The sequence below is a fragment of the Candidatus Pelagibacter sp. HIMB1509 genome, assembly GCF_052047855.1.
In the GTDB taxonomy this organism is placed as follows: domain Bacteria; phylum Pseudomonadota; class Alphaproteobacteria; order Pelagibacterales; family Pelagibacteraceae; genus Pelagibacter.
On sequence record NZ_JBNAIU010000001.1, the window covers coordinates 907,118 to 929,585 of the forward strand.

Below are 22,468 nucleotides of genomic sequence, written 5' to 3' on the forward strand. Positions count from 1 at the left end.
AATGAATAAAATAGAAGCAAAAAAAGTAAATGTTTTTTATGGAGATAAACAAGCTCTTTTTGACATCAACATGGATATACCAGAAAGACAAGTAACGGCATTAATTGGCCCGTCTGGATGTGGAAAATCTACTTTTCTAAGATGTTTAAACAGAATGAACGATGTAATTGAAATTTGTAAAGTTGAAGGAGAAATTAAAATTAATGATTATGATATCAATCAAAAGAGTACAGACGTTGTAAGATTAAGAGAAAAAATTGGAATGGTGTTTCAAAAACCAAATCCATTTCCTAAAACTTTGTATGAAAATATTTCTTATGGACCTGAAATCCACGGTATGGCTCAATCTAAAGATGAGCTTGATCAAATTGTTGAAGATAGTTTAAAAAAAGCAGCTCTTTGGAATGAGGTTAAAGATAGATTAAATGAACCAGGAACAGGTCTTTCAGGAGGACAGCAACAAAGACTTTGTATAGCAAGAGCCATTTCTGTTAAACCTGAGGTAATTTTAATGGATGAACCTTGTTCAGCTTTAGATCCTATAGCAACAGCACAAATTGAGGAACTAATTGATGAATTAAAAAAAGAACATACTATTGTTATAGTAACTCACTCAATGTCTCAAGCAGCACGTGTATCACAGCAAACTGGATTTTTTCATTTAGGTAAATTGATAGAAGTTGGGTCTACTGATAAGATATTTAAAAACCCGAATCAACAACAAACACAAGATTATATTACAGGGAGATTTGGATAATGACTGAGAAGCCACATACAGTAAAATCTTATGAGGAACAATTACAACAACTAACTAATAATTTGGTTATTATGGGAGGTAATTGTGAAACAGCTTTGGGAAATTCTATAAAGGCTCTGTGCAATAACGATAACTCAATTGCAGATACTGTAATAAATAATGATGCTGTCATTGATAATTTTGAAAGTCAAATAGAACAAGAAGTTGTTGATTTGATTGCATTAAGACAACCGATGGCTATAGATTTAAGGGAAACTGTAACTGCTCTCAAAATATCTTCTGACCTTGAAAGAGTAGGTGATTTAGCCAAAAATATTTCTAAAAGAACCAAACTAATAAACAATAATTTACCTGATAATCTGACACAATCTATAGAGAGAGTTGGAACTATGGTGCAAAAACAACTTAAATTAGTATTAGACTCATACACAAATAGATCACCTGAAATGGCATTAGATGTTTGGGAAAAAGATGAAGAAGTAGACAATCTAACTAATTCGTGTATGGAAGAAGTAATCAAATATCTCAAGTCAGGAAATGAAAATATTGAGTATGGATCTCATTTGCTTTTTGTTACAAAAAATATTGAAAGAATAGGAGATCATGTAACTAATATTGCAGAACAAATTTATTTCCTAGTTAAAGGATCTTACTTAGAAGGAGATAGACCTAAAGGTTCACAGCCAATAGTTAATGGTGAAAAATAAATAATGTCTGCACATCTGTTTATAGCTGAAGATGAGTCTCCTATAATAACATTGTTAAAGTATAATTTAGAAAAAGAAGGTCACAAAGTAAGTTATTCAGAAAATGGAGAGGATGCTCTTAAACAAATAAAAGACAAACATCCCGATTTAATATTAATGGATTGGATGCTACCTGATTTATCAGGGGTAGATATTTGTAAAAATTTAAAAAAAGATAAAAAATTTAAAGACATACCTATAATAATGGTTACTGCCAAAGGTGAAGAGGAAGATAAATTAAAAGCATTTGATACAGGTGCTGACGATTATGTTACAAAACCATTTAGTCAAAAAGAATTAAATGCAAGAATAAAATCTCTTTTAAGAAGATCTAAACCACAGTCCTCTGAAGATGTGGTTGTTTTCAGTGATTTAAAAATAGATAGAATAACAAAAAGAGTCTACAGAAAAAATATAGAAATTAACCTGGGTCCTACAGAATTTAAGCTTTTGGATTTTTTTATCAAAAATCCAAAAAGAGTTTATTCAAGAGAACAGCTTCTAAATAATGTTTGGGGTGAAAATATATATGTAGAGTCTAGAACCGTAGATGTTCATATTAGAAGATTAAGACAAGCAATAAATATTAAAGATACAAAGCCATTAATAAGGACAGTAAGATCAGCTGGCTATTCTTTAGAAACCTGAATATCCTTAGGTCTTACAAATTCTTTCAATACACCTTTGTTTACAACTTCAGACCAATCTTTAATTTTAAAATTAATTTTAGCAAAAGCTGATGTTGAAAATTTATAATTAAGTAGTTTAAACAAATTACTATTATGATTTTTTATCAATTCTCTAACTAAATTTGTTATTACCGGCTCGTGGTTAATTAAAAGTATAGAATTATATGTTTTTGGAACTTTTTTGATATATTCAATTATTTTCTTCTCATCTGTTAAATAAAGTTTTTTTGATGAAAAAATTTTTTTAGGCTTTTTTAGCTTTTTTAATAATATTTGTAAGGTTTTTTTGGTTCTCTTTGATGAAGAAACTAAGACATAATCAAAATTAATTTTTTTTGTAACAAAAAATTCACAAACCAACTTAGCATTTTTCTTACCACGTTTATTTAATGGTCTATCAAAATCCTCCAAATTTAAGTTGCTCCAACTAGATTTTGAATGTCGCATGACATATAATTCAAACATATTTCCTAAATATTATGAGTACTCAAAAAAAACAATACAAAGATGAACTTAAATCAAGATATATCAATAGAGAATTATCATGGTTAAAATTTAATGATAGAGTTCTACTGGAAGCACAAAATATTGAAAACCCACTATTTGAAAGAGTTAAATTTTTATCAATAGCAGGTTCAAATCTTGATGAATTTTTTATGGTCAGAGTTGCTGGACTACATAGTCAAATAAAACAAGAGGTTGATTCTTTAAGTTCTGATGGTCTTACACCTGAAGAACAAATGGCAAAAGTTGTAAGTGAAACAAATAATCTTTTAAAAAAACAGAATAAAATTTTTAAAGAATTAGTTTTACAATTAAAAAAAACCAATATTAATTTAGCAAAACCTCAAAGCTTAAGTAATTCTGAAAAAAAAAAATTATTAGAAATTTTTAATGAGGAAATTTATCCACTATTAACACCTTCTGCAATTGATCCAGCACATCCATTTCCATTTATAGTTAATCAAGGACGTGCTTTAGTAATGAAATTGAAGAAGAAAAATAAAAAAAGAATACTCAATTCTATTATTGTTATACCAAAAGCATTACCTAGATTTATAGAAGTTAAAGGAAATAAAAATTTTAAAAAATATGTTGTTATTGATGATTTGATTAGTTTTTTTGCTTCAGAAATCTTTCCTGATCATAACGTTGAACTTAAGATGCTCTTTAGGGTAATAAGAGATAGTGATGTGGAAATACAAGAGGAAGCTGAAGATCTTGTAAGATCATTTGAGTTGGCATTAAAACAAAGAAGAACAGGGGATATTGTAAGACTTGAGATTATAAAAAATAGTAACAATGAACTTGTTAAATTTATAACAAATAAGTTAAACATTAATTCTGATTATATTTATGAAATAGAAGGATTAGTTGGTATTCAAGATATTGACCAAATTTGTAAAATTAAAAATCCAAAGTTTAAATTTAAACATTTTAATCCAAGAGACGTTGAGAGATTAAAAGAATATAACTATAATTTTTTTGAAACAATTAAGAAAAAAGATTTAATAGTTCATCATCCGTTTGAAACTTTTGATGCTGTAATTGAGTTACTTAATCAAGCAGCCAACGATAAAAAAGTTATTGCAATCAAACAAACCCTTTATCGAACAACACTAGACTCGCCTATAGTAAAAGCACTTATTTTAGCAGCAGAAAATGGTAAGGCTGTAACAGCCTTAATAGAAATAAAGGCTAGATTTGATGAAGAAGCAAATATACAATTGGCTAGAAGCTTAGAGAAAGCTGGTGTTCAAATTGTTTATGGTTTTGCAAAATACAAAACACATGCAAAATCTTCACTAATATTAAGAAGAGAACAAGGTAAAATTCAAACTTACATTCACTTGGGTACAGGCAATTATCATCCTGTAAATGCTAAAATTTACACTGATTTATCATTATTTAGTTCAGATAAGAAATTAGCATCCGATGTAGAAAAGTTTTATAATTATGTTACAGGCTATGCCAAACCAAGAAATCTTAATAAAATTTCTATTTCTCCAATAAACTTAAGAAAAACACTTAATGAACTAATAAATAATGAAATTTTAAATTCCAAAAAAGGGAAGAACGGAGAAATTTGGGCAAAAATGAATTCATTAGTCGACCCGGATATAATTGATAAACTATACGAAGCGTCAAATGCTGGTGTTAAAATTTATTTGTTTGTTAGAGGAGTTTGTTGTTTGAGGCCAGGATTAAAAAATATATCTGAAAATATTATAGTAAAAAGCATTATTGGAAGATTTTTAGAACATTCTAGAATTTACTGTTTTGCAAATGGCAAATCAATGCCAAGTAGAGAAGCCAAAGTATTTATTTCTTCTGCTGATTTAATGCCTAGAAACCTTAATCGGAGAGTAGAACTTCTAGTTCCAATTGAAAATAAAACAGTACACGAGCAAGTTTTAGACCAAATAATGTTGGCAAATTATTTAGACAAAAAACAAAGTTGGGTTCTTAATGCAAATGGAGATTACAAAAAAATTCAATATAGTAAGAACGATTCCTTTTCTGCACACGATTATTTTATGAATAATCCAAGTCTGTCAGGAAGGGGAAAGGCTAAGTTAAAAATGAAACCAAAAAAACTAAATTTAAAAGCAGTTTGAGATGCAAATAAAAGTTTTAAAAAGTAAACAAAGTTTAAAACTAAAACAAGCAAAAGTCGCTATAATAGATATTGGATCAAATTCTATCAGAATGCTTATTTATGATGATTTTAGCTCATCAAGGGTACCTTTTTTTAATGAAAAAGCTGTTTGTGAGTTAGGAAAGAATTTAGACAAATCCAGAAAACTACATAAATCAGGTGTAGTCTACGCTTTAAAAGTATTAAAAAGATTTTCTGAAATTTTAAACATTTCAAAAATCTCTAACATAAAAATTATTGCAACAGCTGTGCTAAGAGAAGCTATGGATGCAAAACCTTTTGTGCAGGAAGTTGAAAAACTATTTAAAAAAAAAATTGAGATTTTAACCGGTGAAGAAGAAGCTGAGAGTTCAGCTGAAGGTGTAAAAATTGGATTTGATAATGTAGATGGTCTGGTTGCTGATTTAGGAGGTGGAAGTTTAGAGTTAGCTCGCATAGAAAATGGAACGATAACTAATAAAACATCATTACCCTTAGGTGTTTTGAGGCTATTAAATAACCCTATAGTAAAAAAAAGAAACTTATCTAAGTATATAAAAAAATTATTGAGAGATGAAAAATGGTTATCTAAGAAAAAATTTGAAAATTTATATTTAGTTGGTGGAACTTGGAGAGCTTTATTTAAATTACATCTGTTTCAAAATAACCACCCAGTTCACATTATTCATCAATACTCTATTGATAATCAATCATTGTCAAAATTTATAGAAAAAATCTCTGCTATGAATAAATCTAAACTTAAAACTGTTGAATATATATCCAAATCAAGAACACCATATTTGCCTTATAGTTCTATAATTTTAGGTGATTTAATGAATATTACTAATCCAAAAAATATAATATGTTCGATTAGTGGTATTAGGGAAGGTTCTCTTGCAAAAGATCATTTTAAAAATGTAGATGGTAAAGAGGTTTTTGATAAATCATTAGAGCATATTGCAAAAAAAAGAGGAGACTTAGGTTTTACCTTTAAAAAATATTTTGAATTTATAAAACCAGTTTTTGATGGAAATGAACACTTTAGTGAAAAATTGTTAAATTGGGCTTGTGTTCTAAGTCATATGGATTGGGGTTTGGGAGCATTTCAAAAAGCTGAATTAGTTTTTCAAGAAACCTTAAATACTCCTTTATTAAGATTATCTCACAAAGAAAGAATTCAAATAGCTTTATCATGTTACTGGAGATACTGCAGTATAAAGTATAATCCAAAAATAGAATATCTCACCTATCTAAATAACAATGAAATTTTCTCGAGTAAGCAAGTAGGTTCAGCACTAAGATTTGCCCATTCACTAACTTCAATTTCAACAATTTTTTTAGAGGAATTTAAATTATACAGAAGAGGGAACGCTGTTTTTTTAAAAATACCTTCAGAACATCAGGAAATAATTTCTAAACAAGTCACAAAAAAATTTAAAGCTTTATCAAGAGAATTATTTTTAGAACCTAGAGTAATATACTCAAATAACTGAAATAAATTTTTAAAATACAACTTAGAAGAGATCGCTACTTTTATTGTAACAAAAAGTTAAAAAAAATTAAACTTTTTATTAATCAATTTGTAATTTTTTTTTGCAATTGTATTCACAAAGGAGAAAAAAATTATGAATAAAAAAAATATTGAGTTGCATAATTTATCAATTGATGAATATGATGAAATAAATAATCCACCACCATCTGAAGTAGAATTTGATATTATTTTAAAAAAAGCAATGAGTAGAAGAAGCTTTATAAAAGGCAGTGCTATGTTTGGTGCATCAGCTTTTGTATTGGGTTCTGGTTTGAATATGCTTAGCACATCAGATGCTGAGGCAGCTTTTTCAGGATTAATTGATTTTAAACCAATAAAAGCAAATACAACCGATGACATTACAATACCTAATGGTTTTAATTGGGAAATAGTAGCTAAATGGGGTGATCCACTTTACAGTAAAGGAAAATGGTTTGATCACTTCACAAGAGGTGATGGTGAAAGTCAGGAATTATCATTTGGTGATAACAATGATGGTATGGATACTTTTACCACAAAGGATGGAAAGACAATTATTGCTGTAAACAATGAATATGTAAATAGATCTATAATTTATGGCAACAGACGAACAAAACTTCCAGAAAATGAGGATGATGTAAGAAAAGGTAAGGCTGGCCATGGAGTAAGTATTTTTGAAATCTCAAACGAAAATGGAAAGTGGGAAATAGTTAAAGACTCTATGTACAACAGAAGAATTACAGCAGAGTCTCTTATGGAAATTACTGGTCCAGCAAGAGGTCATTCACTATTGAAAACAATCTCTGATCCAACTGGTACTAAATCATTAGGAACTTGGAATAATTGTGGAAATGGTAAAACTCCATGGGGCACTTATTTAGCCTGTGAGGAAAATTTTAATGGTTATTTCTCTAACACAGACCCTGATGCAGAAGTTCCGCCTGAGTTTAAAAGATATGGTATATCTACTAAAGATTGGGGTTATGCTTGGGGAAAATATGATAATAGATTCTCTTGGGATTTAGAGCCAAATGAACCTAATAGAGCAGGATATGTAGTGGAGATTGATCCTCTTAATCCTTCATCAACACCAAAAAAAAGAACTGCGTTAGGTAGATTCAAGCATGAAAACGCAGAAGTAGTTCTTGGAAAAAATAATGAAGTTATTGTTTATCTTGGAGATGATGAAAGAGGTGAATATCTTTATAAATTTATATCATCAAAAAAATATAGTAAAAATGGTGATAATTCCGAAGTTTTAGAAGATGGAGATTTATTTGTTGCCAAGTTTGATGACAATGGCAAAGGTAAATGGTTACCTTTAACACCTGAAACAACAGGAATGAAGTCTAAAGCCGAAATAGCTATTCACACTAGAATAGCAGCTTCTGCAGCAGGTGGGACTACAATGGATAGACCTGAATGGGTTGCAGCAAATCCATTAAAAGCAGAAGCATATGTTGCTTTAACAAATAATAAGAACAGAGGAAAAAAACCAAATGCTGGTGGTGATGATACGTCTGTAAATGGACCTAACCCTAGAATAAATAATCAATATGGTCAAATTGTTAGATGGACAGCAGACAGAGGTGATCATGCCTCATCTGATTTTAAATGGGATATATTTGTTTTAGTTGGAAATCCAGCTGTTCACAAAGGACCAAATGCTGGATCTAAAAACATAACTAAGGAAAATATGTTTAATGCTCCTGATGGTATTAAATTTGATTCTAAAGGAGGATTATGGATACAAACTGATGGAAAGTATTCTAATTCGGGAGATTTTGCTGGAATGGGTAATAATCAAATGTTGTATGGTGACCCAAAGACAGGTGAGATTAAAAGATTCCTTGTAGGACCTAATGAGGCAGAGGTTACAGGATTGACCTGGAGTAAAGATTACAAAACAATGTTTGTTGGTATTCAACATCCAGGTGAAAAAGGTAATTCTACATGGCCAGACGGACCTGGTACCGCTCCAAGATCTTCAATTATTGCTATTAGAAAATATGATGGCTCTAGAATTGGTTAATTAACATTAAACCCCTTTAAATACGCTCGATAATTTATCGAGCGTATTTTTTTTTATAAAACAAAAACATACCGATATGTGATGCGTTGTTAAATTTACCATTCTTAATTAATTTAATTATTTGATGATCTGAAACTATATGTATTTTTATTCCATTTTCTGGCTTTGAAATTTTAATAAGATTATTACAAAAAAAACCAGTAATTTTAGTGGTGAGCCGACCTGGTTCAGAATAAAACGAAGTAATTTTTTTCAATTTATTTCTTGATTTATATCCCGTTTCTTCAATTAGTTCTTTTTTAGCAGATATTAAAGCCGTTTCATGTTTTTCAATGATACCAGATGGAAATTCATAATTAATTTTATTTATAGGAATTCTTTTCTGAGAAACCAAAATATATTTGTTATTTATTTTAGGTATAACTATCGAAAGATTAGACGTCTTAAAATAATGATAAAATTCTTTTTTTTTAAAAGGTTTATTGATTAGTTCAATATTATTACTGAGTTTAAAATTTTTCAATTTTTCTGTAAGAATAATTTTTTAACTATAAAAATTGCTATTATCATTCCAATTAATTCTGCCATTATATAAAATGGTGTATTTAAATAATTTATACCAGTAAATGATTCTGTAAAAGTTCTAGCTATTGCAACTGCAGGATTTGCAAATGATGTTGATGAAGTAAACCAGTAACCAGCTGTAATATATAAACCAACTGAAGCAGCTACAGTAATTTTACCCGATTTCATTGAACCAAAAATTATCATTATAAGACCTAAAGTAGCTACTATTTCTGATACAAATATATAAACACCATCTCTTGATTTTGTTGATAGCTCAAATATTTGATGTTCAAAAAAAAAGTTAGCTAAAGCTACACCCAACATGCACCCTAAGATTTGAGCAGAAATATAAAAGGGAAGTAATCTTTTTTTTAATTTTCCAGTAATTGTCATTGCAACACTAACAAATGGATTGAAGTGAGCACCAGATACGTCAGCAAATACTGTAATTAACACAAATAAACCAGCGCCTGTTGCTATAGTATTGGCAATTAGCATTACAGCTATATCGTTGGTCAGATTTTCAGCCATTAAGCCTGATCCAACTATGATCATTACTAGAAAGCAACTTCCAATAAATTCTGAAAGAAAATATCTACTTTTATTTTTCATTTACCCAATCTTTAATTTTACTACTTATAATATTGAATGTGTTTCTAATGATTATTTGCTTTTCTTCATTATTTGCACTTTGAAGTTTGGATACAGGATCTTCAATATCCCAATGTATTATTTGTTCCTTTTGAGGCCAGATAGGGCACACCTCATTATTTGCGTTATTGCATACGGTAAATACATGATCCATTTTTATTTCATTATTTATAAATTCTTCAAAGTTTTTAGAACTATAGTTGCTTAGATTATAATTTTTGTTTTTCTCTAAAAAACTTTTAACATCTTGATTGATTGTTCCAGAAGGATTACTTCCAGCACTAAAAGCTTTAAATTTATCTGAGTATTCATTATTTATAATACTTTCAGCTATAATACTTCTTGCAGAATTACCAGTGCATACAAATAATATATTTTTCATTAAAAAATAATTTTATAAATACCAATTACAAATAGTGGAATTTGTAATCCAAAATTAGTTAAGATAGCCTTATCCTTTAATAAAAACCCTGAAATTGTCCATCCAACAACACCAAGTCCATGAAAATATATATTCAGTGGATAAATATTAAGATTTGTAAGTAAAATACCAGTTAATACCAAAAATGTACTGATCCATTTAAGATATTTTTTTAAAAATAACATTCAAAATTTATATGAATGTTATGTTAAAGATTTATTACAAAGAACTTTAATGTAATTTAATTTTTTTGGAGTTCGTAGATTGAAACGTAGTGTTTCTTTTTAGGTAGTGGGATTATTGTTGGAACTTTAGTTAATCTTGGTTTTATCGATTTATTTCCTACAATAATATTTTTGTCATAATTTTCTAAATTTACTTCAGGATGAGGGTTTCCATCATTGATTAATGGCCAAGCATCACAAGCTCTATAACCAAATAAAATTAAGGGTCTTGAGTTATTCATAAGATTGTGTCCAGACCCATGGACTGATCTACAATGAAAAAACACTACTGTACCAGCGGTTCCTGTTATAGAAACACTATCTTTAGTTCCTATTTTATTTTTCTTAGTATCTATTTTTCCAACAAAGTAATTTTCTTTGCTGTGGTGGCTATATAATTTCTTTTTGTGTGAATTTTTTATTATTTTAAGAGGCCCATTTTTTTCATAGCAATCATCTAAATATATACCAACTGTGATTAAATCATCATTTGTATGTGGGTAAAAAGCCCAATCTTGGTGCCATCCAATTTCACTTCCTTTTTTCTTATTAGGTAGTTTAAAATTTAATTTACCAAGATGAAATCTAACTGTTCCACCTAACAATTTTTTAGCTATTGATATTATCTTTTTATCTCTAGATAAATCATAGAAAACTTTATGTCTGTTCTGAGGATTATTTAATCTTAATATCTCTTTATTATTTGAAGAATCTGAATTGTAAACAAAATGGTAATTATCATATGACTGAGTACCATTTTTACCATTACTTTTTTTTCTTTTTTTTTCTTTAGAAATTACTTCATTAACAATTTTATTAATTTTATTTATCTTTGTTTGAGAAATTAGGTTTTCTTTAACTATAAATCCATTTTTCTTAAATAAATTTAAGTCTTTCATCAACCAACTATAATCAAAAATATATAATTTAGACAATAATTTTTTTAAACATTATGTGTAAATTATGTTGACAATATTTTGTTATGTTATAACATAACAATATGTCTAATAAAGAATTAGTCTTTAATATAATTAAAAAATCATCCAAGCATTTAACTGCTTATGAGATATTAGATAAGCTACAAAAAATTAAAAAAACTCAACCAATGACTGTTTATAGAGCTTTGGATAGTTTGATTGAAGAGGAGAGAATTCATAAATCAAATCAAACAAAAACTTATATTTTATGTAATCATACTCATGAAGATAATCATAATACAGCTATAGCAATATGTGAGAAATGTGGTGATACAGAAGAACTTAAATCAAATATCTTTTTAGAATTTTTTAAAAAAAATAATATTAAAAAATATGATTTTAATAGTTTTAAAATGGAAGTTTTAACTACTTGCAAGGATTGTAATTAATGGAACACGCACATTCTCTACCTGAATTTTTACATTTTTTAGAAGAAGTTGATATTTTGAGAGGTGTAATTTTTGGGTTAGTGCACACAATAATTCCTGTAATTGGTTATTATTCCGGATGGAGTATCAATAGACTATTAAAAATTATTTCTAACGGATATATAGCTGGATTGGTTGGTGTTATATTTGCTCATATTATTGCTGATTTTATAGCTGCTACTTTAGATCCACACTTAAAATCTGCAGCAATAGGGATAGTGATTGGTGGTTTGATACCTTTGTCAGTAATACCTTTAATGGAAAAATATGTTACCAAAAGTAAGTATCACGTAGTAGTAGGTGATCACGAAGATTTAAAAAAGGATTTGAAAAGTAAGCATAAATAATATTTAATGATTGGGTGTCTACAGTAGCACTTACTTTAAATGAGATTTATGATTTAGCTAAAAAAACACTTTTAGCTAATGGATGCGATGATGAGACAGCATCAATTTTATCAGATTTAATTAGAAATGCTGAAAGAGATGGATCAGTATCACATGGTTTGTTTAGATTACCAGCATATGTTATAGGCCTTAAAGGTGGAAAGGTAAATGGCAAAGGGAAACCCGAAATAAAAAAAATATCACCTTCTGTAATTAAAGTTGAGGGAAATAATTGTTTAGCACCTGTTGTATTAAATAAAGGATTACCTGAATTAGCTAAAGCTGCAAAAGAAAATGGTGTTGCGGTATTAGCAATAAACAATTCACATCATATGGCCGCTATGTGGCCTGAAACAGAAAAATTAGCTGAAGATGGTTTAGTTGCTTTTGCCTGTACATCTTACAAACCTGCTGTTGCACCTGCAGGAGCTATAAAACCATTATTTGGAACGAACCCAATTTCATTTGCTTGGCCAAGACCTGGAAAAACTCCAGTTGTTTACGATATGGCAACTGCATCGATGGCTATGGGTGAAGTTCAGGTTGCCAAAAGAGAAGGGCACAAAGTTCCACTTGGAACTGGTTTGACTAAAGATGGAAAAGAAACAACTGATCCAGGTCAAATTGCTGATGGTGGAGTATTATTACCGTTCGGTGGTTACAAAGGCTCTGCAATTGCAATGATGGTTGAATTATTAGCGGGCGCTTTAGTTGGTGATAATTTTAGTTACGAAACAGCTGCTAAAGATAATAACGATGGTGGACCTCCAAGCGGTGGTGAATTTATATTAGCAATAAATCCAGATAAAACTTCAGGAACTGATTGGCAGAAACATGCAGAAGAATTTTTTGAGAAGATGAAATCAATGGGTGAAGTAAGATTACCAGGTGAAAGACGTCATAAAAATAGATCGGACACTGGTCCAAGAAATATAAACGAAGAGTTAGTTAATAAAATTAAATCTTTAAGCTAAAGTAATTTCAATAGGAGTGTGGTCAGAGGGTTTTTCTCTTCCACGAGGATCTTTGTTGATATTTATATCTTTAATTTGATCAATTAGTGAATTTGAAACTAAAAAATGGTCAATTCTCATGCCATTATTTTTTTGCCAAGCACCTCTCATATAATCCCAAAATGTGTATCCTTCTTTCTCTTCATTAAAATATCTATATACATCATTGAAACCCAGATTTATCATCTCTCTAAATTTTTTTCTAATTTCTAACCTATATAAAGCGTCATTCTCGAAACTTTTTACATTATAAACATCTTCTGCAGATGGAATTATATTAAAATCACCTGCAAGAATTAAGTTTGGATTTTTCTTAGATAAAGTTTTTAGTTGTTTGATTAATTGATCTAGCCAATTTTTTTTGTAGTCATATTTTTCAGTATCAACAGGATTTCCATTGGGAGTGTATATATTTATTATTTGAATAGTTTTTTTCTTATGTTCAAATTCAGCAGAAATTATTCTTGATTGTTTTAATTTATCTTTAATTAAATCAGTTCTAATATTTTTTAATTTATTTTTTGAAATAATTGCTACACCATTGTAACTTTTTTGACCAAATACGTGGCTTTCATAATCAATTGAAGAAAAATCATCATAAGGAAAATTGATATCCTCGGTTTTGATTTCCTGCATCATTAAAATATCTGGTTTATATTTTAATAAATAGCTTTTGATATTTTCAATTCTTGCTCTTACAGAGTTAACATTCCAGGATGAAATCAGCATTAAAGTGAGAAAGAAACACCACAACCACAAGAAGATTTTGTTTGTGGGTTAGATATTTTAAATTGTTCACCTATTAACTCAGAAACATAGTCAACTTCAGACCCTTTAAGTAAATCTGCAGAAGTTTTATCAATTAAAATATTTTGATAATTTAGATCGTCATCTTGTTTTGATTTGTCAAAAGTGAATTCGTATTGAAATCCTGAACAACCACCACCTTTAATAGCGATTCTAAAAAATGAACCTTTATCTTTTTTTGCTAACAAACTTTCTATTTGTTTTAACGCATTATCTGTAAATTTAATTTCTTTAATCATGTCTCAACACTGATATTACTAATATAATACTTAATTATTTTAATTAAAGGATGAAAAAAGACGCTTTGTTAGGGGTATACAAAAGTAAAGGCAGACTAATTAAGGAAGCTAACTCAAAATATCGATCTCCTTTTCAAAGAGATAGAGATCGTATTATTCATAGCGCATCATTTAGAAGGTTAAAACATAAAACCCAAGTATTTGTTAATACTGAAGGAGATCATTTTAGAACAAGGATTACTCACTCAATCGAAGTTGCTCAAATTGCAAGATCAATAGCTAAATATTTAAAATTAAACGAGGATTTAGCTGAAACTTTAAGTTTAGCACATGATTTAGGCCACACCCCGTTCGGTCATGCTGGAGAAGATGCCTTACATGAATGCATGGAGAATTATGGTGGTTTTGATCACAACCTTCAAACTTTAAGAATAGTTATGTTTTTAGAAAATAAGTATTTTAAGTTTAAGGGATTAAACTTGACCATAGAAACGTTAGAAGGTCTTCTTAAACATAACGGACCTGTTGAGGATATTGGTTTAGTTAATAAGTTAATAGGGTTAAAAGCTTTTAAAGGTAAAATTGAATATAATTCATTTCCCTCTCTTGAAGCTCAAATTTCAGCAATTTCAGATGATATTGCTTATAACAATCATGATATTCAAGACGGAATAAAAGCTAATCTTTTTAAAATGGAGGAATTGGTCGAAATAGATTTTTTTAAAAATATTCATAAAAAATATAAAAATAAAATTACTAATAAAAATTATAAAATTGCAATTTATCAAATTATAAGAGACTCAATTGATCTCATGGTTAGAGATTTATTGAGCAATACCCAAAAAAATATTCAAAAACTTAAGGTAAAATCCTCAAGAGATGTAGCTAAATCTAATGAGTTAATCGTTTGTTTTTCTAACCAAATTAAGAATGCAGAAAAAGAAATTAAATCTTTCTTAAGAGACAAAATGTACGACAACAAGTCAGTATTGAAAAAAAATCATAAAGGTAAATTAATAATTAAGAAATTGTTTAAAATAATTAAATCAAATCCAAGAAAATTTTTGTCCAAAGATCAATTGACTAAAGACAAATATAGAGCTATTTCAGATTTTATATCTGGTATGACTGATAGATATGCTATTAACCTTTATAACGATAATAAATGAATATTTTTGAATTATATTTAGATAAAATTAAATCTGTTATCGTCGATTTGAATAAAAATAATAAACTAGAAATTCCAGAGAGTTTTAATGGTATTAATGCAGAAATACCTCCACCAAAATTTGATTGTGATATTTCAACAAATGTTGCAATGGTTCTATCAAAAATCAATAAAACCTCACCATTACAGCTAGCAGAAAAACTTGCTCCCGAAATTAAAAATAATGACAGCGAAATCGAAACAATATCTGTAGCCAAACCAGGATTTATTAATATTAAATTTAAACCATCTTATTGGTCAAATTTTATTAAAAGTATCACAGATAATGCAGATAGTTTTGGAATAAATGACAAAGAGAAAAAAAATAATTATTTAGTAGAGTTTGTTTCAGCAAACCCGACAGGTCCTTTACATGTAGGACATTGTAGAGGTGCTATTCTAGGTGATGTTATCTCTAATGTTTTAATTTTTAATAAACACAAAGTTACAAAAGAATATTATGTGAATGATTATGGTAACCAAATTATAAATTTTACTAAATCAGTATATTTTAGAATAAGAGAAGTTCATTTTAAAGAAACATTTCCTGAAGATAATCCTGATTTGTACCCTGGGGATTATCTAATTGATTTTGCAAAAAATATAATTTCAAATAATTCAGATCTTAAATTTGATAATTTTGATGAAATTAGAGATAAATTAACTGTCTTATCAATAGAGCAGGCGCTTCTGCTTATCAAAAACAATCTTAATAGCTTGGGTATTAAACATGATAATTTTGTTAGTGAAAAAAATATCGTATTAAACAATGAAGTTGAAAGTGTAATAGATTTTTTAGAAAAAAATAACTTTATTTATAAAGGAAAAATCAAAGCCCCAGCTGGTGAAGATAACAAAGATTGGGTTGAAAGAGAGCAATTATTATTTAAATCAACAGAATTTGGTGACGATAAAGATCGTGCACTTCAAAAATCTGATGGCACATGGACTTATTTTGCAAGTGACGTTGCTTATCATAAAAATAAAGTTGATCGAAATTTTGATTACTTAATCAATATTCTTGGAGCAGATCATGCAGGTTATATAAAACGGATTACCTCATCGGTTGAAGCACTGTCAGGAAAAAAAGATACATTAATTTGTAAAATTAGCCAGTTGGTCAAGTTAATTAAAGATAACAAGCCTTTCAAAATGTCTAAAAGAAAAGGAGATTATATTACCGTAGATGACTTGATTGAAGAAGTTGGAAGAGATGCAACAAGATTTATTATGCTTAACAGAAGTAGTGATGTTGAATTAGATTTTGATTTCGATGCAGTCAAAGAAAAATCTAAAGACAATCCATTATATTATGTTCAATATTGTTACGCTAGAATTTCATCTGTATTTAAACATATAGATAAAGACTTAAATTCAAAAATTGAATTATATGATTTCAATTTTGAATATTCTAATGATGAAATTAAAATTTTAAAAAAATTATCTGAATGGCCAAAATGTATTGATGCAGCTAGTACAAAATTAGAACCACATAGAATACCTGTTTACTTATACGATCTTGCATCGGAATTTCACTCGTATTGGAATTTAGGAAAACAATTTCCTGAAAAAAGGTTCATTAATGATCAAAAAACAGTCTCACCAGATAAATTGATCTTTTTGAAGGCTATTTCTAATGTAATAAAAACAGGCATGGATATTGTTGGTGTAGATACACCAAATCAAATGTAATGCTTAAAGAAATAAAGTACTTAATATTTGTTTTAGTAATACTTTTATTTATTTTTTTTACAGGAAAATATTATTTTTCAGATGAACACAAAAAAAAATCATATAGATCTCATCAAAATATTGATGAGAAAATAAAATTATATTCAAAAAATTTACCAGTTTTAGAGAATGATACTCAAAATGTAATTGAGTATGTTAAGCAAACAAACAAAAAGAAAAAGAAAAAATTTAATTTTTGGAAATTATTAGATAATGATAAGTAAAAGAAAATCTTTTATAGTTGGTTTAAAATCAACAAAGTTATCTAAAAATGAAATTTTATTTCTAAAAAAATATAAACCTTGGGGAATTATCCTATTTACTAGAAATATTACATCTTTTGATCAAGTTAAAAAATTAACCTCTAGCATTAGAAAAATTTTTAAGGATAAAAAATATCCAATCATGATTGATCAAGAAGGAGGAAGAGTAAACAGATTAAGAAATTTAATTTCCTTTGATAATATGACATCTGAATATTTTGGAGATTTGTTTAGTAAAGATAAAAAAAAATTTGAAATCGTTTATAAGTTATTTGTAGATAAAACCTCTTATTTATTGAATTTAATTGGTGTGAATATCAATACTGTTCCAGTTTTAGACCTTAGAGTAAATGGTGCAAGCAAGGTAATTGGTGATCGATCTTATTCAAAAAATAAAAAAATTGTCTCTAAATTAGGGGATATTTGTATTGAATTATTTCAAAATAACTCAATAGGAACTGTAATGAAGCATATACCTGGTCACGGTTTAGCAAAAGTCGACAGTCATTACTTAACACCGATTATTAACAAAACATATAGATATCTTCTTAAAAACGATTTTTGGACATTTAAAAAGAAGAAATGTTTATTTGCAATGACAGGTCATGTTGTTTATTCAAAAATTGATAAAAATAACACTGCCACACACTCTAAAAAAATAATTAATATTATTAGGAAAAATATAGGATTTAAGAATATTTTAATTTCAGATGACTTATCAATGAAGAGTTTAAGTGATGATTTAAAACTTAATACTATTAATTTATTCAGCGCAGGTTGTAATATAGCACTTCATTGCAATGGAAATATGAAAGAAATGAAGATAGTCGCAGAAAATTCACCTCAAGTGAATAGTTTTATTGTTAAAAAAACATCTCAATTTTATAAAATTTTAAGTTAATATCTTTTCATGTCTGCCACTGATTCTGAATTATTTAATGTTGATATAAATAATTATAATGGACCATTGGATGTACTTTTAGATTTAGCAAAAGCTCAAAAAGTTGATCTAGAAGAAATATCTATAACTATGTTAGCAGATCAATTTCATGAGTATATTACTAATGAAAAAAACTTAAATTTAGAAATTGCTTCTGAATATCTTTTAATGGCGACATGGTTAGCTTATTTAAAATCAAAATTACTTTTGCCTGGTACTCCTGAAGAAGAATTTAAAGTTCAAGAAGTTGCAGAAAAGTTAAAATTACAGCTGAAAAAATTAGAATTAATTAGATTATTATCCGAACAAATGCTTAAGAGAAAAAGATTAGGTAGAGAAATAAGAACAAGAGGTATGAAAGGAAATATTAGATCAATTTATAGCACGGAATATAACTTAAGTTTATTTGAACTAATGAAAGCTTACTCAACAATAATAATGACTAAAGATTTTCAAAAAATGAATATTCCAAAACTTCCTGTTTTTACAACAGAAGATGGCATCAAAACAATTAGAGAATTTTTTGGCAAACTATTTGAGTGGAAAAAATTGGATGAATTAATACCAAGTAATTTTAAAAGTGGTTCAAAATACAAAAAAACTGGCAAAGCTGGAATTTTTGCTGGATCATTAGAATTAGTTAAAGAAGGAAATTTATCAATTAAACAAGATAAATTATTTGATGAAATATATATAAAGGAAATAAATGATTAAAAAAGCAAAAGCTTCAAAAGATAATGTTTTAAAATTCCCATCAAAATTATCTGATTTAGATAAAGAAATAGAAGCAATTATTTTTGCTGCAGCTGAGCCTTTAGATGTAGATACAATAGAAAGTAAAGTTTCTAAAAAAGGTAATGTTCCAGAATCTTTAGAAAAATTAAAACAAGAATATTCAAACAGGGGAATTAATTTAATTTGTATAAAAGATAAGTGGTCTTTTAGAACATCACCAAATTTATCAAGTTTGATGTCCCAAGAGAAAACTGTTGAAAAGAAACTATCCAGAGCTGCAGTAGAAACCTTAGCTATAATTGTTTATCATCAACCGGTTACTAGAGCTGAAATTGAAGAAATAAGAGGTGTTGCTTTTGGTACTAACACTTTAGAAATATTAATGGAATTAAATTGGGTAAAACCAGGTGGTCGAAAAGATGTTCCAGGTAGACCAATTCAATACATAACTACAGATGATTTTTTAAGTCATTTCAACATACAAAAATTATCTGACCTTCCAACAATTGATGAATTAGGAGCTGCCGGTTTAATTGATAGTTCAAGTGTTGATAATGCTATTTTTGGAACTGGAAAATTTTACAAAGAAAAGCAAGAAGAGAAAAAAGAAGATATTTATTCTAATATAGATGAAATGCTTAATAGCACTCTAGATCCTGAAGAGAAAGAATAGTAAAAAAGTAACTTTCAAAATAACCTTAAAAAGGTTATAAGTTTTTTATGAGTATAGGAATTTGGCAAATAGCTATTGTAGTTATATTGGTTGTTTTATTGTTTGGAAGAGGAAAAATTTCAAGCTTAATGGGTGATGTAGCTAAAGGTATTAAAAGTTTCAAAAAAGGAATGGCGTCAGACGTAACTGACGATACAGAGCCAAAAAATATATCTGACGATAACAAAGACTCGGATAACAAAAATTAATTTAAATGCCTACTATCGGTTGGTTTGAAATTTTAATTGTTGTTGCTATTGCTATAATAGTTCTTGGCTCAAAGGATTTTCCAGTAATGTTAAAAAAAGCAGGGTCGTGGATTGGATCAGCTAAAAGGTACGTTAATAATATTCAAAATGAAGTTTCAAATCTAGAGATAGATGAAGAAAAAATTGACAACGAAATAAAAAAAGAAATTAAAAAAGATGAGTAATGAAGATCAGGAAGGTGGATTTGTAAGTCACCTTACAGAATTAAGAAAAAGGTTAATAAATAGCTTTATTTTTTTATTTATATTTTTTGTAATTTGTTACTTATTTGCAGAACATATCTATGGTTTTCTTGTTGATCCATTTGCAAGAGCTGTAAAAGAAGATGGCTCTGATAGAAGATTGATATTTACAGCTTTGCAAGAAACTTTTTTAACATATCTTAAAGTATCTTTCTTCACAGCTTTTTTTGTTACATGTCCTTTTATCTTGATGCAAATTTGGAAATTTATTGCACCGGGTTTGTATAAACATGAAAAAATAGCAATTCTGCCTTACCTTATATTAACACCAATATTATTTTTTTTAGGAGGTATGCTGGTTTATTATTTGATAATGCCACTTGCGATTAAATTTTTTCTTTCATTTGAAAGCACAGGTCTTTCTACAAATTTACCAATCCAATTAGAGGCTAAAGTTAATGAATATTTATCACTAGTTATGAAATTAATTTTTGCATTTGGTATCAGTTTTCAGTTACCAGTTGTTTTAAGTCTATTAGCTAGAATCGGAATAGTTGATAGTCAATTTTTAAAAGAGAGAAGAAAATATGTAGTTGTTATAATATTTGCAGCAGCTGCATTGTTAACACCACCAGATCCAATTACTCAAATAGGTTTAGCAATACCTTTATTAATTCTGTATGAATTATCAATATTTTCAGTAAAATTTATAGAAAATAAAAATTTACAAAAAGAAGATGCATAACATTAAAGAAATACGAAAAGATTTTTCCAAATTTCAAAAATCTCTTGAAAAAAGAAATTTAGAAGTAGATTTTGAAAAAATTCAAAAATTAGATGAACAAAATAGAAATTTAATTCAAAAAAAAGAAAGTTTAGAAAAAGAAAAAAAAGATATTTCTAAATCAAAAGATGAGAGTTTGTTTAAGAAATCTAAAGAAATTAGCAAGGAACTTGAGAAAATTGTAGAAGATCAAAAACAAATTAAGTTTGATTTAGATAGTATACTGTCTAGCATACCCAATATACCACATGAAGATGTTCCAAATGGTAAAGACGAAAATGATAACAAAGAAATATTAAAATCAGGAGAGATACCCAATTTAGAGTTTAAACCCAAAACACATTACGAATTAGGTGAAAAACTAAATATGCTTGATTTTGATTTAGCTACAAAAACTACTGGTTCAAGATTTGTATTTGTAAAAGATAAATTGGCTCTTTTAGAAAGGGCAATATCAAATTTTATGCTTGATACGCATATTCATCAAAATGGTTATCAGGAAATATCACCACCATTAATGGCATCAGAAAGCACTATGTACGGCACTGGACAGTTGCCAAAATTTGAAAATGATCAGTTTGAAATTAAATTTGACGAAGGTTCAGATAGAAAATTTTTGATACCAACAGCAGAGGTGATTTTAACCAATATTGTTAAAGATAAAATGATTGATCTTAATAATTTACCAATGAGATTTGTTGCTTCAACTCCTTGTTTTAGAAAAGAAGCTGGAAGTTATGGAAAGGATACAAGGGGCATGATTAGGCAGCATCAATTTTACAAAGTTGAAATGGTAAGCATTGTTGAGAATGAAAAATGTTTAGAAGAATTAGAGAGAATGACAGATTGTGCAACTGACATACTAGATAAATTAGAGTTACCTTATCGGAAAGTAATTTTATGTTCAGGTGATATGGGTTTTAGCGCAGAGAAGACCTATGATATAGAGGTATGGTTGCCATCAGAAAATAAATATAGAGAAATATCATCATGTTCATCTTGTTCAACGTTTCAAGCACAGCGTATGAAGGCAAGATATAAAAACAATAATAAGGAAAATGTTTTTGCAGGTACGTTGAATGGAAGTGGTTTAGCTGTTGGAAGAACTCTGATTGCAATTATGGAAAACTATCAGCAAAAAGATGGTTCTATTATAATTCCTAAAGTTCTAAGACCTTATATGAACAATATGGAATTGATTTCTAAGAATTAAAGTTGTTTTAATTAGTTAGATGGTATAAGAATGCCATAATTTAAAGGAGATTTATGGAAGGTTCAGGAATAGGTCAATTTATACCGCTAATTTTAATTTTTGTTATTTTTTATTTTTTCTTAATTAGACCACAGCAAAAAAAAGTTAAAGAGCATAAAGCAATGGTCGAAAGTTTAAAGAGAGGTGATAAAGTAGTCACTTCTGGTGGTATAACAGGAAGAGTAGAAAGATTAATTGATAACGACAAAGTAGAAGTTGAAATAGCTGAAAATGTTAAAGTAGAAATTGTTAAAGCTACAGGTATTCAAAGTCTCTTAAACAATACTCCAGAAGTTAAAAAATAATCA

The 22,468-nt window shown here is 28.3% G+C and carries 28 protein-coding genes; 20 read left to right on the plus strand and 8 right to left on the minus strand.

Features of this window, described 5'->3' with window-relative positions; translation table 11 throughout:
* The first annotated feature begins 1 nt into the window (after position 1).
* The 3 genes from pstB to phoB are packed head-to-tail and all read left to right on the plus strand — an operon-like array spanning position 2 to position 2,151.
* Positions 2–757, plus strand: a complete 756-nt coding sequence (pstB, locus tag ACTTBO_RS04785; protein WP_440656633.1) for a phosphate ABC transporter ATP-binding protein PstB — start codon at positions 2–4, stop codon at positions 755–757.
* Positions 757–1,464, plus strand: coding sequence for a phosphate signaling complex protein PhoU (gene phoU, locus ACTTBO_RS04790; protein WP_440656634.1), 708 nt, complete (start codon positions 757–759; stop codon positions 1,462–1,464). The genes pstB and phoU overlap by 1 nt, the downstream gene beginning before the upstream one ends.
* Positions 1,465–1,467: 3 nt before the next feature.
* The gene (phoB, locus tag ACTTBO_RS04795; protein ID WP_440656635.1) at positions 1,468–2,151 is read left to right on the plus strand and encodes a phosphate regulon transcriptional regulator PhoB; all 684 of its coding nucleotides are present in this window, start codon (positions 1,468–1,470) and stop codon (positions 2,149–2,151) included.
* On the opposite strand, the gene ACTTBO_RS04800 is transcribed toward phoB, so the two are convergent.
* Positions 2,133–2,657 (minus strand): SixA phosphatase family protein, encoded by a 525-nt coding sequence (locus ACTTBO_RS04800; protein WP_440656636.1) that lies wholly within the window; start codon positions 2,655–2,657, stop codon positions 2,133–2,135. The genes phoB and ACTTBO_RS04800 overlap by 19 nt on opposite strands.
* Before the next feature lie 14 nt (positions 2,658–2,671).
* On the opposite strand from ACTTBO_RS04800, the gene ACTTBO_RS04805 reads away from it, so the two are divergent.
* From ACTTBO_RS04805 to ACTTBO_RS04815, 3 genes are all read left to right on the plus strand, one after another.
* Positions 2,672–4,810: an RNA degradosome polyphosphate kinase gene (locus ACTTBO_RS04805; protein ID WP_440656637.1), complete on the plus strand. Its 2,139-nt coding sequence runs from the start codon at positions 2,672–2,674 to the stop codon at positions 4,808–4,810.
* Position 4,811: 1 nt separating this feature from the next.
* Positions 4,812–6,323 (plus strand): Ppx/GppA phosphatase family protein, encoded by a 1,512-nt coding sequence (locus ACTTBO_RS04810; protein WP_440656638.1) that lies wholly within the window; start codon positions 4,812–4,814, stop codon positions 6,321–6,323.
* A gap of 132 nt (positions 6,324–6,455) precedes the next feature.
* On the plus strand, positions 6,456–8,372 hold the full coding sequence (locus ACTTBO_RS04815; protein WP_440656639.1) for a PhoX family protein: 1,917 nt from the start codon (positions 6,456–6,458) through the stop codon (positions 8,370–8,372).
* Positions 8,373–8,406: 34 nt separating this feature from the next.
* Here the strand turns inward: ACTTBO_RS04815 and ACTTBO_RS04820 are convergent, their stop codons facing one another.
* Genes ACTTBO_RS04820 through ACTTBO_RS04840 form a run of 5 tightly spaced genes read right to left on the minus strand, consistent with a single transcriptional unit; the run spans position 8,407 to position 11,134 of the window.
* A complete protein-coding gene (locus ACTTBO_RS04820; RefSeq protein ID WP_440656640.1) occupies positions 8,407–8,895 on the minus strand; it encodes an NUDIX hydrolase in 489 nt (162 codons plus the stop codon).
* Entirely contained in the window at positions 8,892–9,551 is a 660-nt protein-coding gene (locus ACTTBO_RS04825; RefSeq protein WP_440656641.1) for an MIP/aquaporin family protein, read from the minus strand. The genes ACTTBO_RS04820 and ACTTBO_RS04825 overlap by 4 nt, the downstream gene beginning before the upstream one ends.
* A complete protein-coding gene (locus ACTTBO_RS04830; protein ID WP_440656642.1) occupies positions 9,541–9,972 on the minus strand; it encodes an arsenate reductase ArsC in 432 nt (143 codons plus the stop codon). The genes ACTTBO_RS04825 and ACTTBO_RS04830 overlap by 11 nt, the downstream gene beginning before the upstream one ends.
* On the minus strand, positions 9,972–10,196 hold the full coding sequence (locus ACTTBO_RS04835) for a DUF6552 family protein (protein ID WP_075506507.1): 225 nt from the start codon (positions 10,194–10,196) through the stop codon (positions 9,972–9,974). The genes ACTTBO_RS04830 and ACTTBO_RS04835 overlap by 1 nt, the downstream gene beginning before the upstream one ends.
* Before the next feature lie 56 nt (positions 10,197–10,252).
* A complete protein-coding gene (locus tag ACTTBO_RS04840) occupies positions 10,253–11,134 on the minus strand; it encodes a phytanoyl-CoA dioxygenase family protein (protein ID WP_440656643.1) in 882 nt (293 codons plus the stop codon).
* Positions 11,135–11,235: 101 nt separating this feature from the next.
* On the opposite strand from ACTTBO_RS04840, the gene ACTTBO_RS04845 reads away from it, so the two are divergent.
* The 3 genes from ACTTBO_RS04845 to ACTTBO_RS04855 are packed head-to-tail and all read left to right on the plus strand — an operon-like array spanning position 11,236 to position 13,000.
* Positions 11,236–11,601 carry a Fur family transcriptional regulator gene (locus ACTTBO_RS04845; protein ID WP_440656644.1) on the plus strand — a complete coding sequence of 122 codons (366 nt, stop codon included), beginning with the start codon at positions 11,236–11,238 and terminating at the stop codon, positions 11,599–11,601.
* Entirely contained in the window at positions 11,601–11,987 is a 387-nt protein-coding gene (locus ACTTBO_RS04850) for a hypothetical protein (protein WP_440656645.1), read from the plus strand. Before ACTTBO_RS04845 ends, ACTTBO_RS04850 begins: the two co-directional genes overlap by 1 nt.
* Positions 11,988–12,001: 14 nt before the next feature.
* Entirely contained in the window at positions 12,002–13,000 is a 999-nt protein-coding gene (locus ACTTBO_RS04855; protein ID WP_440656646.1) for an Ldh family oxidoreductase, read from the plus strand.
* On the opposite strand, the gene xth is transcribed toward ACTTBO_RS04855, so the two are convergent.
* Both xth and ACTTBO_RS04865 read right to left on the minus strand, forming a co-directional pair.
* Positions 12,992–13,768, minus strand: a complete 777-nt coding sequence (xth, locus tag ACTTBO_RS04860) for an exodeoxyribonuclease III (RefSeq protein WP_440656647.1) — start codon at positions 13,766–13,768, stop codon at positions 12,992–12,994. The genes ACTTBO_RS04855 and xth overlap by 9 nt on opposite strands.
* Entirely contained in the window at positions 13,768–14,085 is a 318-nt protein-coding gene (locus tag ACTTBO_RS04865) for a HesB/IscA family protein (RefSeq protein ID WP_262589230.1), read from the minus strand. Before ACTTBO_RS04865 ends, xth begins: the two co-directional genes overlap by 1 nt.
* 50 nt (positions 14,086–14,135) lie before the next feature.
* On the opposite strand from ACTTBO_RS04865, the gene ACTTBO_RS04870 reads away from it, so the two are divergent.
* From ACTTBO_RS04870 to yajC, 11 genes are read left to right on the plus strand one after another with little or no spacing between them, the layout of a single operon-like run.
* Positions 14,136–15,254: a deoxyguanosinetriphosphate triphosphohydrolase gene (locus tag ACTTBO_RS04870; RefSeq protein ID WP_440656648.1), complete on the plus strand. Its 1,119-nt coding sequence runs from the start codon at positions 14,136–14,138 to the stop codon at positions 15,252–15,254.
* Positions 15,251–16,984, plus strand: coding sequence for an arginine--tRNA ligase (gene argS / locus ACTTBO_RS04875; RefSeq protein ID WP_440656649.1), 1,734 nt, complete (start codon positions 15,251–15,253; stop codon positions 16,982–16,984). Before ACTTBO_RS04870 ends, argS begins: the two co-directional genes overlap by 4 nt.
* Positions 16,984–17,247, plus strand: a complete 264-nt coding sequence (locus ACTTBO_RS04880) for a hypothetical protein (RefSeq protein WP_262589227.1) — start codon at positions 16,984–16,986, stop codon at positions 17,245–17,247. Before argS ends, ACTTBO_RS04880 begins: the two co-directional genes overlap by 1 nt.
* Positions 17,237–18,187 carry a glycoside hydrolase family 3 N-terminal domain-containing protein gene (locus tag ACTTBO_RS04885; protein WP_440656650.1) on the plus strand — a complete coding sequence of 317 codons (951 nt, stop codon included), beginning with the start codon at positions 17,237–17,239 and terminating at the stop codon, positions 18,185–18,187. Before ACTTBO_RS04880 ends, ACTTBO_RS04885 begins: the two co-directional genes overlap by 11 nt.
* Positions 18,188–18,196: 9 nt before the next feature.
* Positions 18,197–18,940: a segregation and condensation protein A gene (locus tag ACTTBO_RS04890; protein ID WP_440656651.1), complete on the plus strand. Its 744-nt coding sequence runs from the start codon at positions 18,197–18,199 to the stop codon at positions 18,938–18,940.
* Positions 18,933–19,634 (plus strand): SMC-Scp complex subunit ScpB, encoded by a 702-nt coding sequence (gene scpB, locus ACTTBO_RS04895; protein WP_440651392.1) that lies wholly within the window; start codon positions 18,933–18,935, stop codon positions 19,632–19,634. The genes ACTTBO_RS04890 and scpB overlap by 8 nt, the downstream gene beginning before the upstream one ends.
* A gap of 47 nt (positions 19,635–19,681) precedes the next feature.
* Positions 19,682–19,882 (plus strand): twin-arginine translocase TatA/TatE family subunit, encoded by a 201-nt coding sequence (gene tatA, locus ACTTBO_RS04900; protein ID WP_262589223.1) that lies wholly within the window; start codon positions 19,682–19,684, stop codon positions 19,880–19,882.
* A 5-nt stretch (positions 19,883–19,887) separates the two neighbouring features.
* Entirely contained in the window at positions 19,888–20,106 is a 219-nt protein-coding gene (gene tatB, locus ACTTBO_RS04905) for a Sec-independent protein translocase protein TatB (RefSeq protein WP_440656652.1), read from the plus strand.
* Positions 20,099–20,869 (plus strand): twin-arginine translocase subunit TatC, encoded by a 771-nt coding sequence (tatC, locus tag ACTTBO_RS04910; protein ID WP_440614387.1) that lies wholly within the window; start codon positions 20,099–20,101, stop codon positions 20,867–20,869. Before tatB ends, tatC begins: the two co-directional genes overlap by 8 nt.
* The gene (gene serS / locus ACTTBO_RS04915) at positions 20,862–22,121 is read left to right on the plus strand and encodes a serine--tRNA ligase (protein WP_440656653.1); all 1,260 of its coding nucleotides are present in this window, start codon (positions 20,862–20,864) and stop codon (positions 22,119–22,121) included. The genes tatC and serS overlap by 8 nt, the downstream gene beginning before the upstream one ends.
* A gap of 53 nt (positions 22,122–22,174) precedes the next feature.
* Complete coding sequence (gene yajC, locus ACTTBO_RS04920) at positions 22,175–22,465, plus strand: preprotein translocase subunit YajC (RefSeq protein WP_440656654.1); 291 nt, start codon at positions 22,175–22,177, stop codon at positions 22,463–22,465.
* The last annotated feature ends 3 nt before the right edge of the window (positions 22,466–22,468 follow it).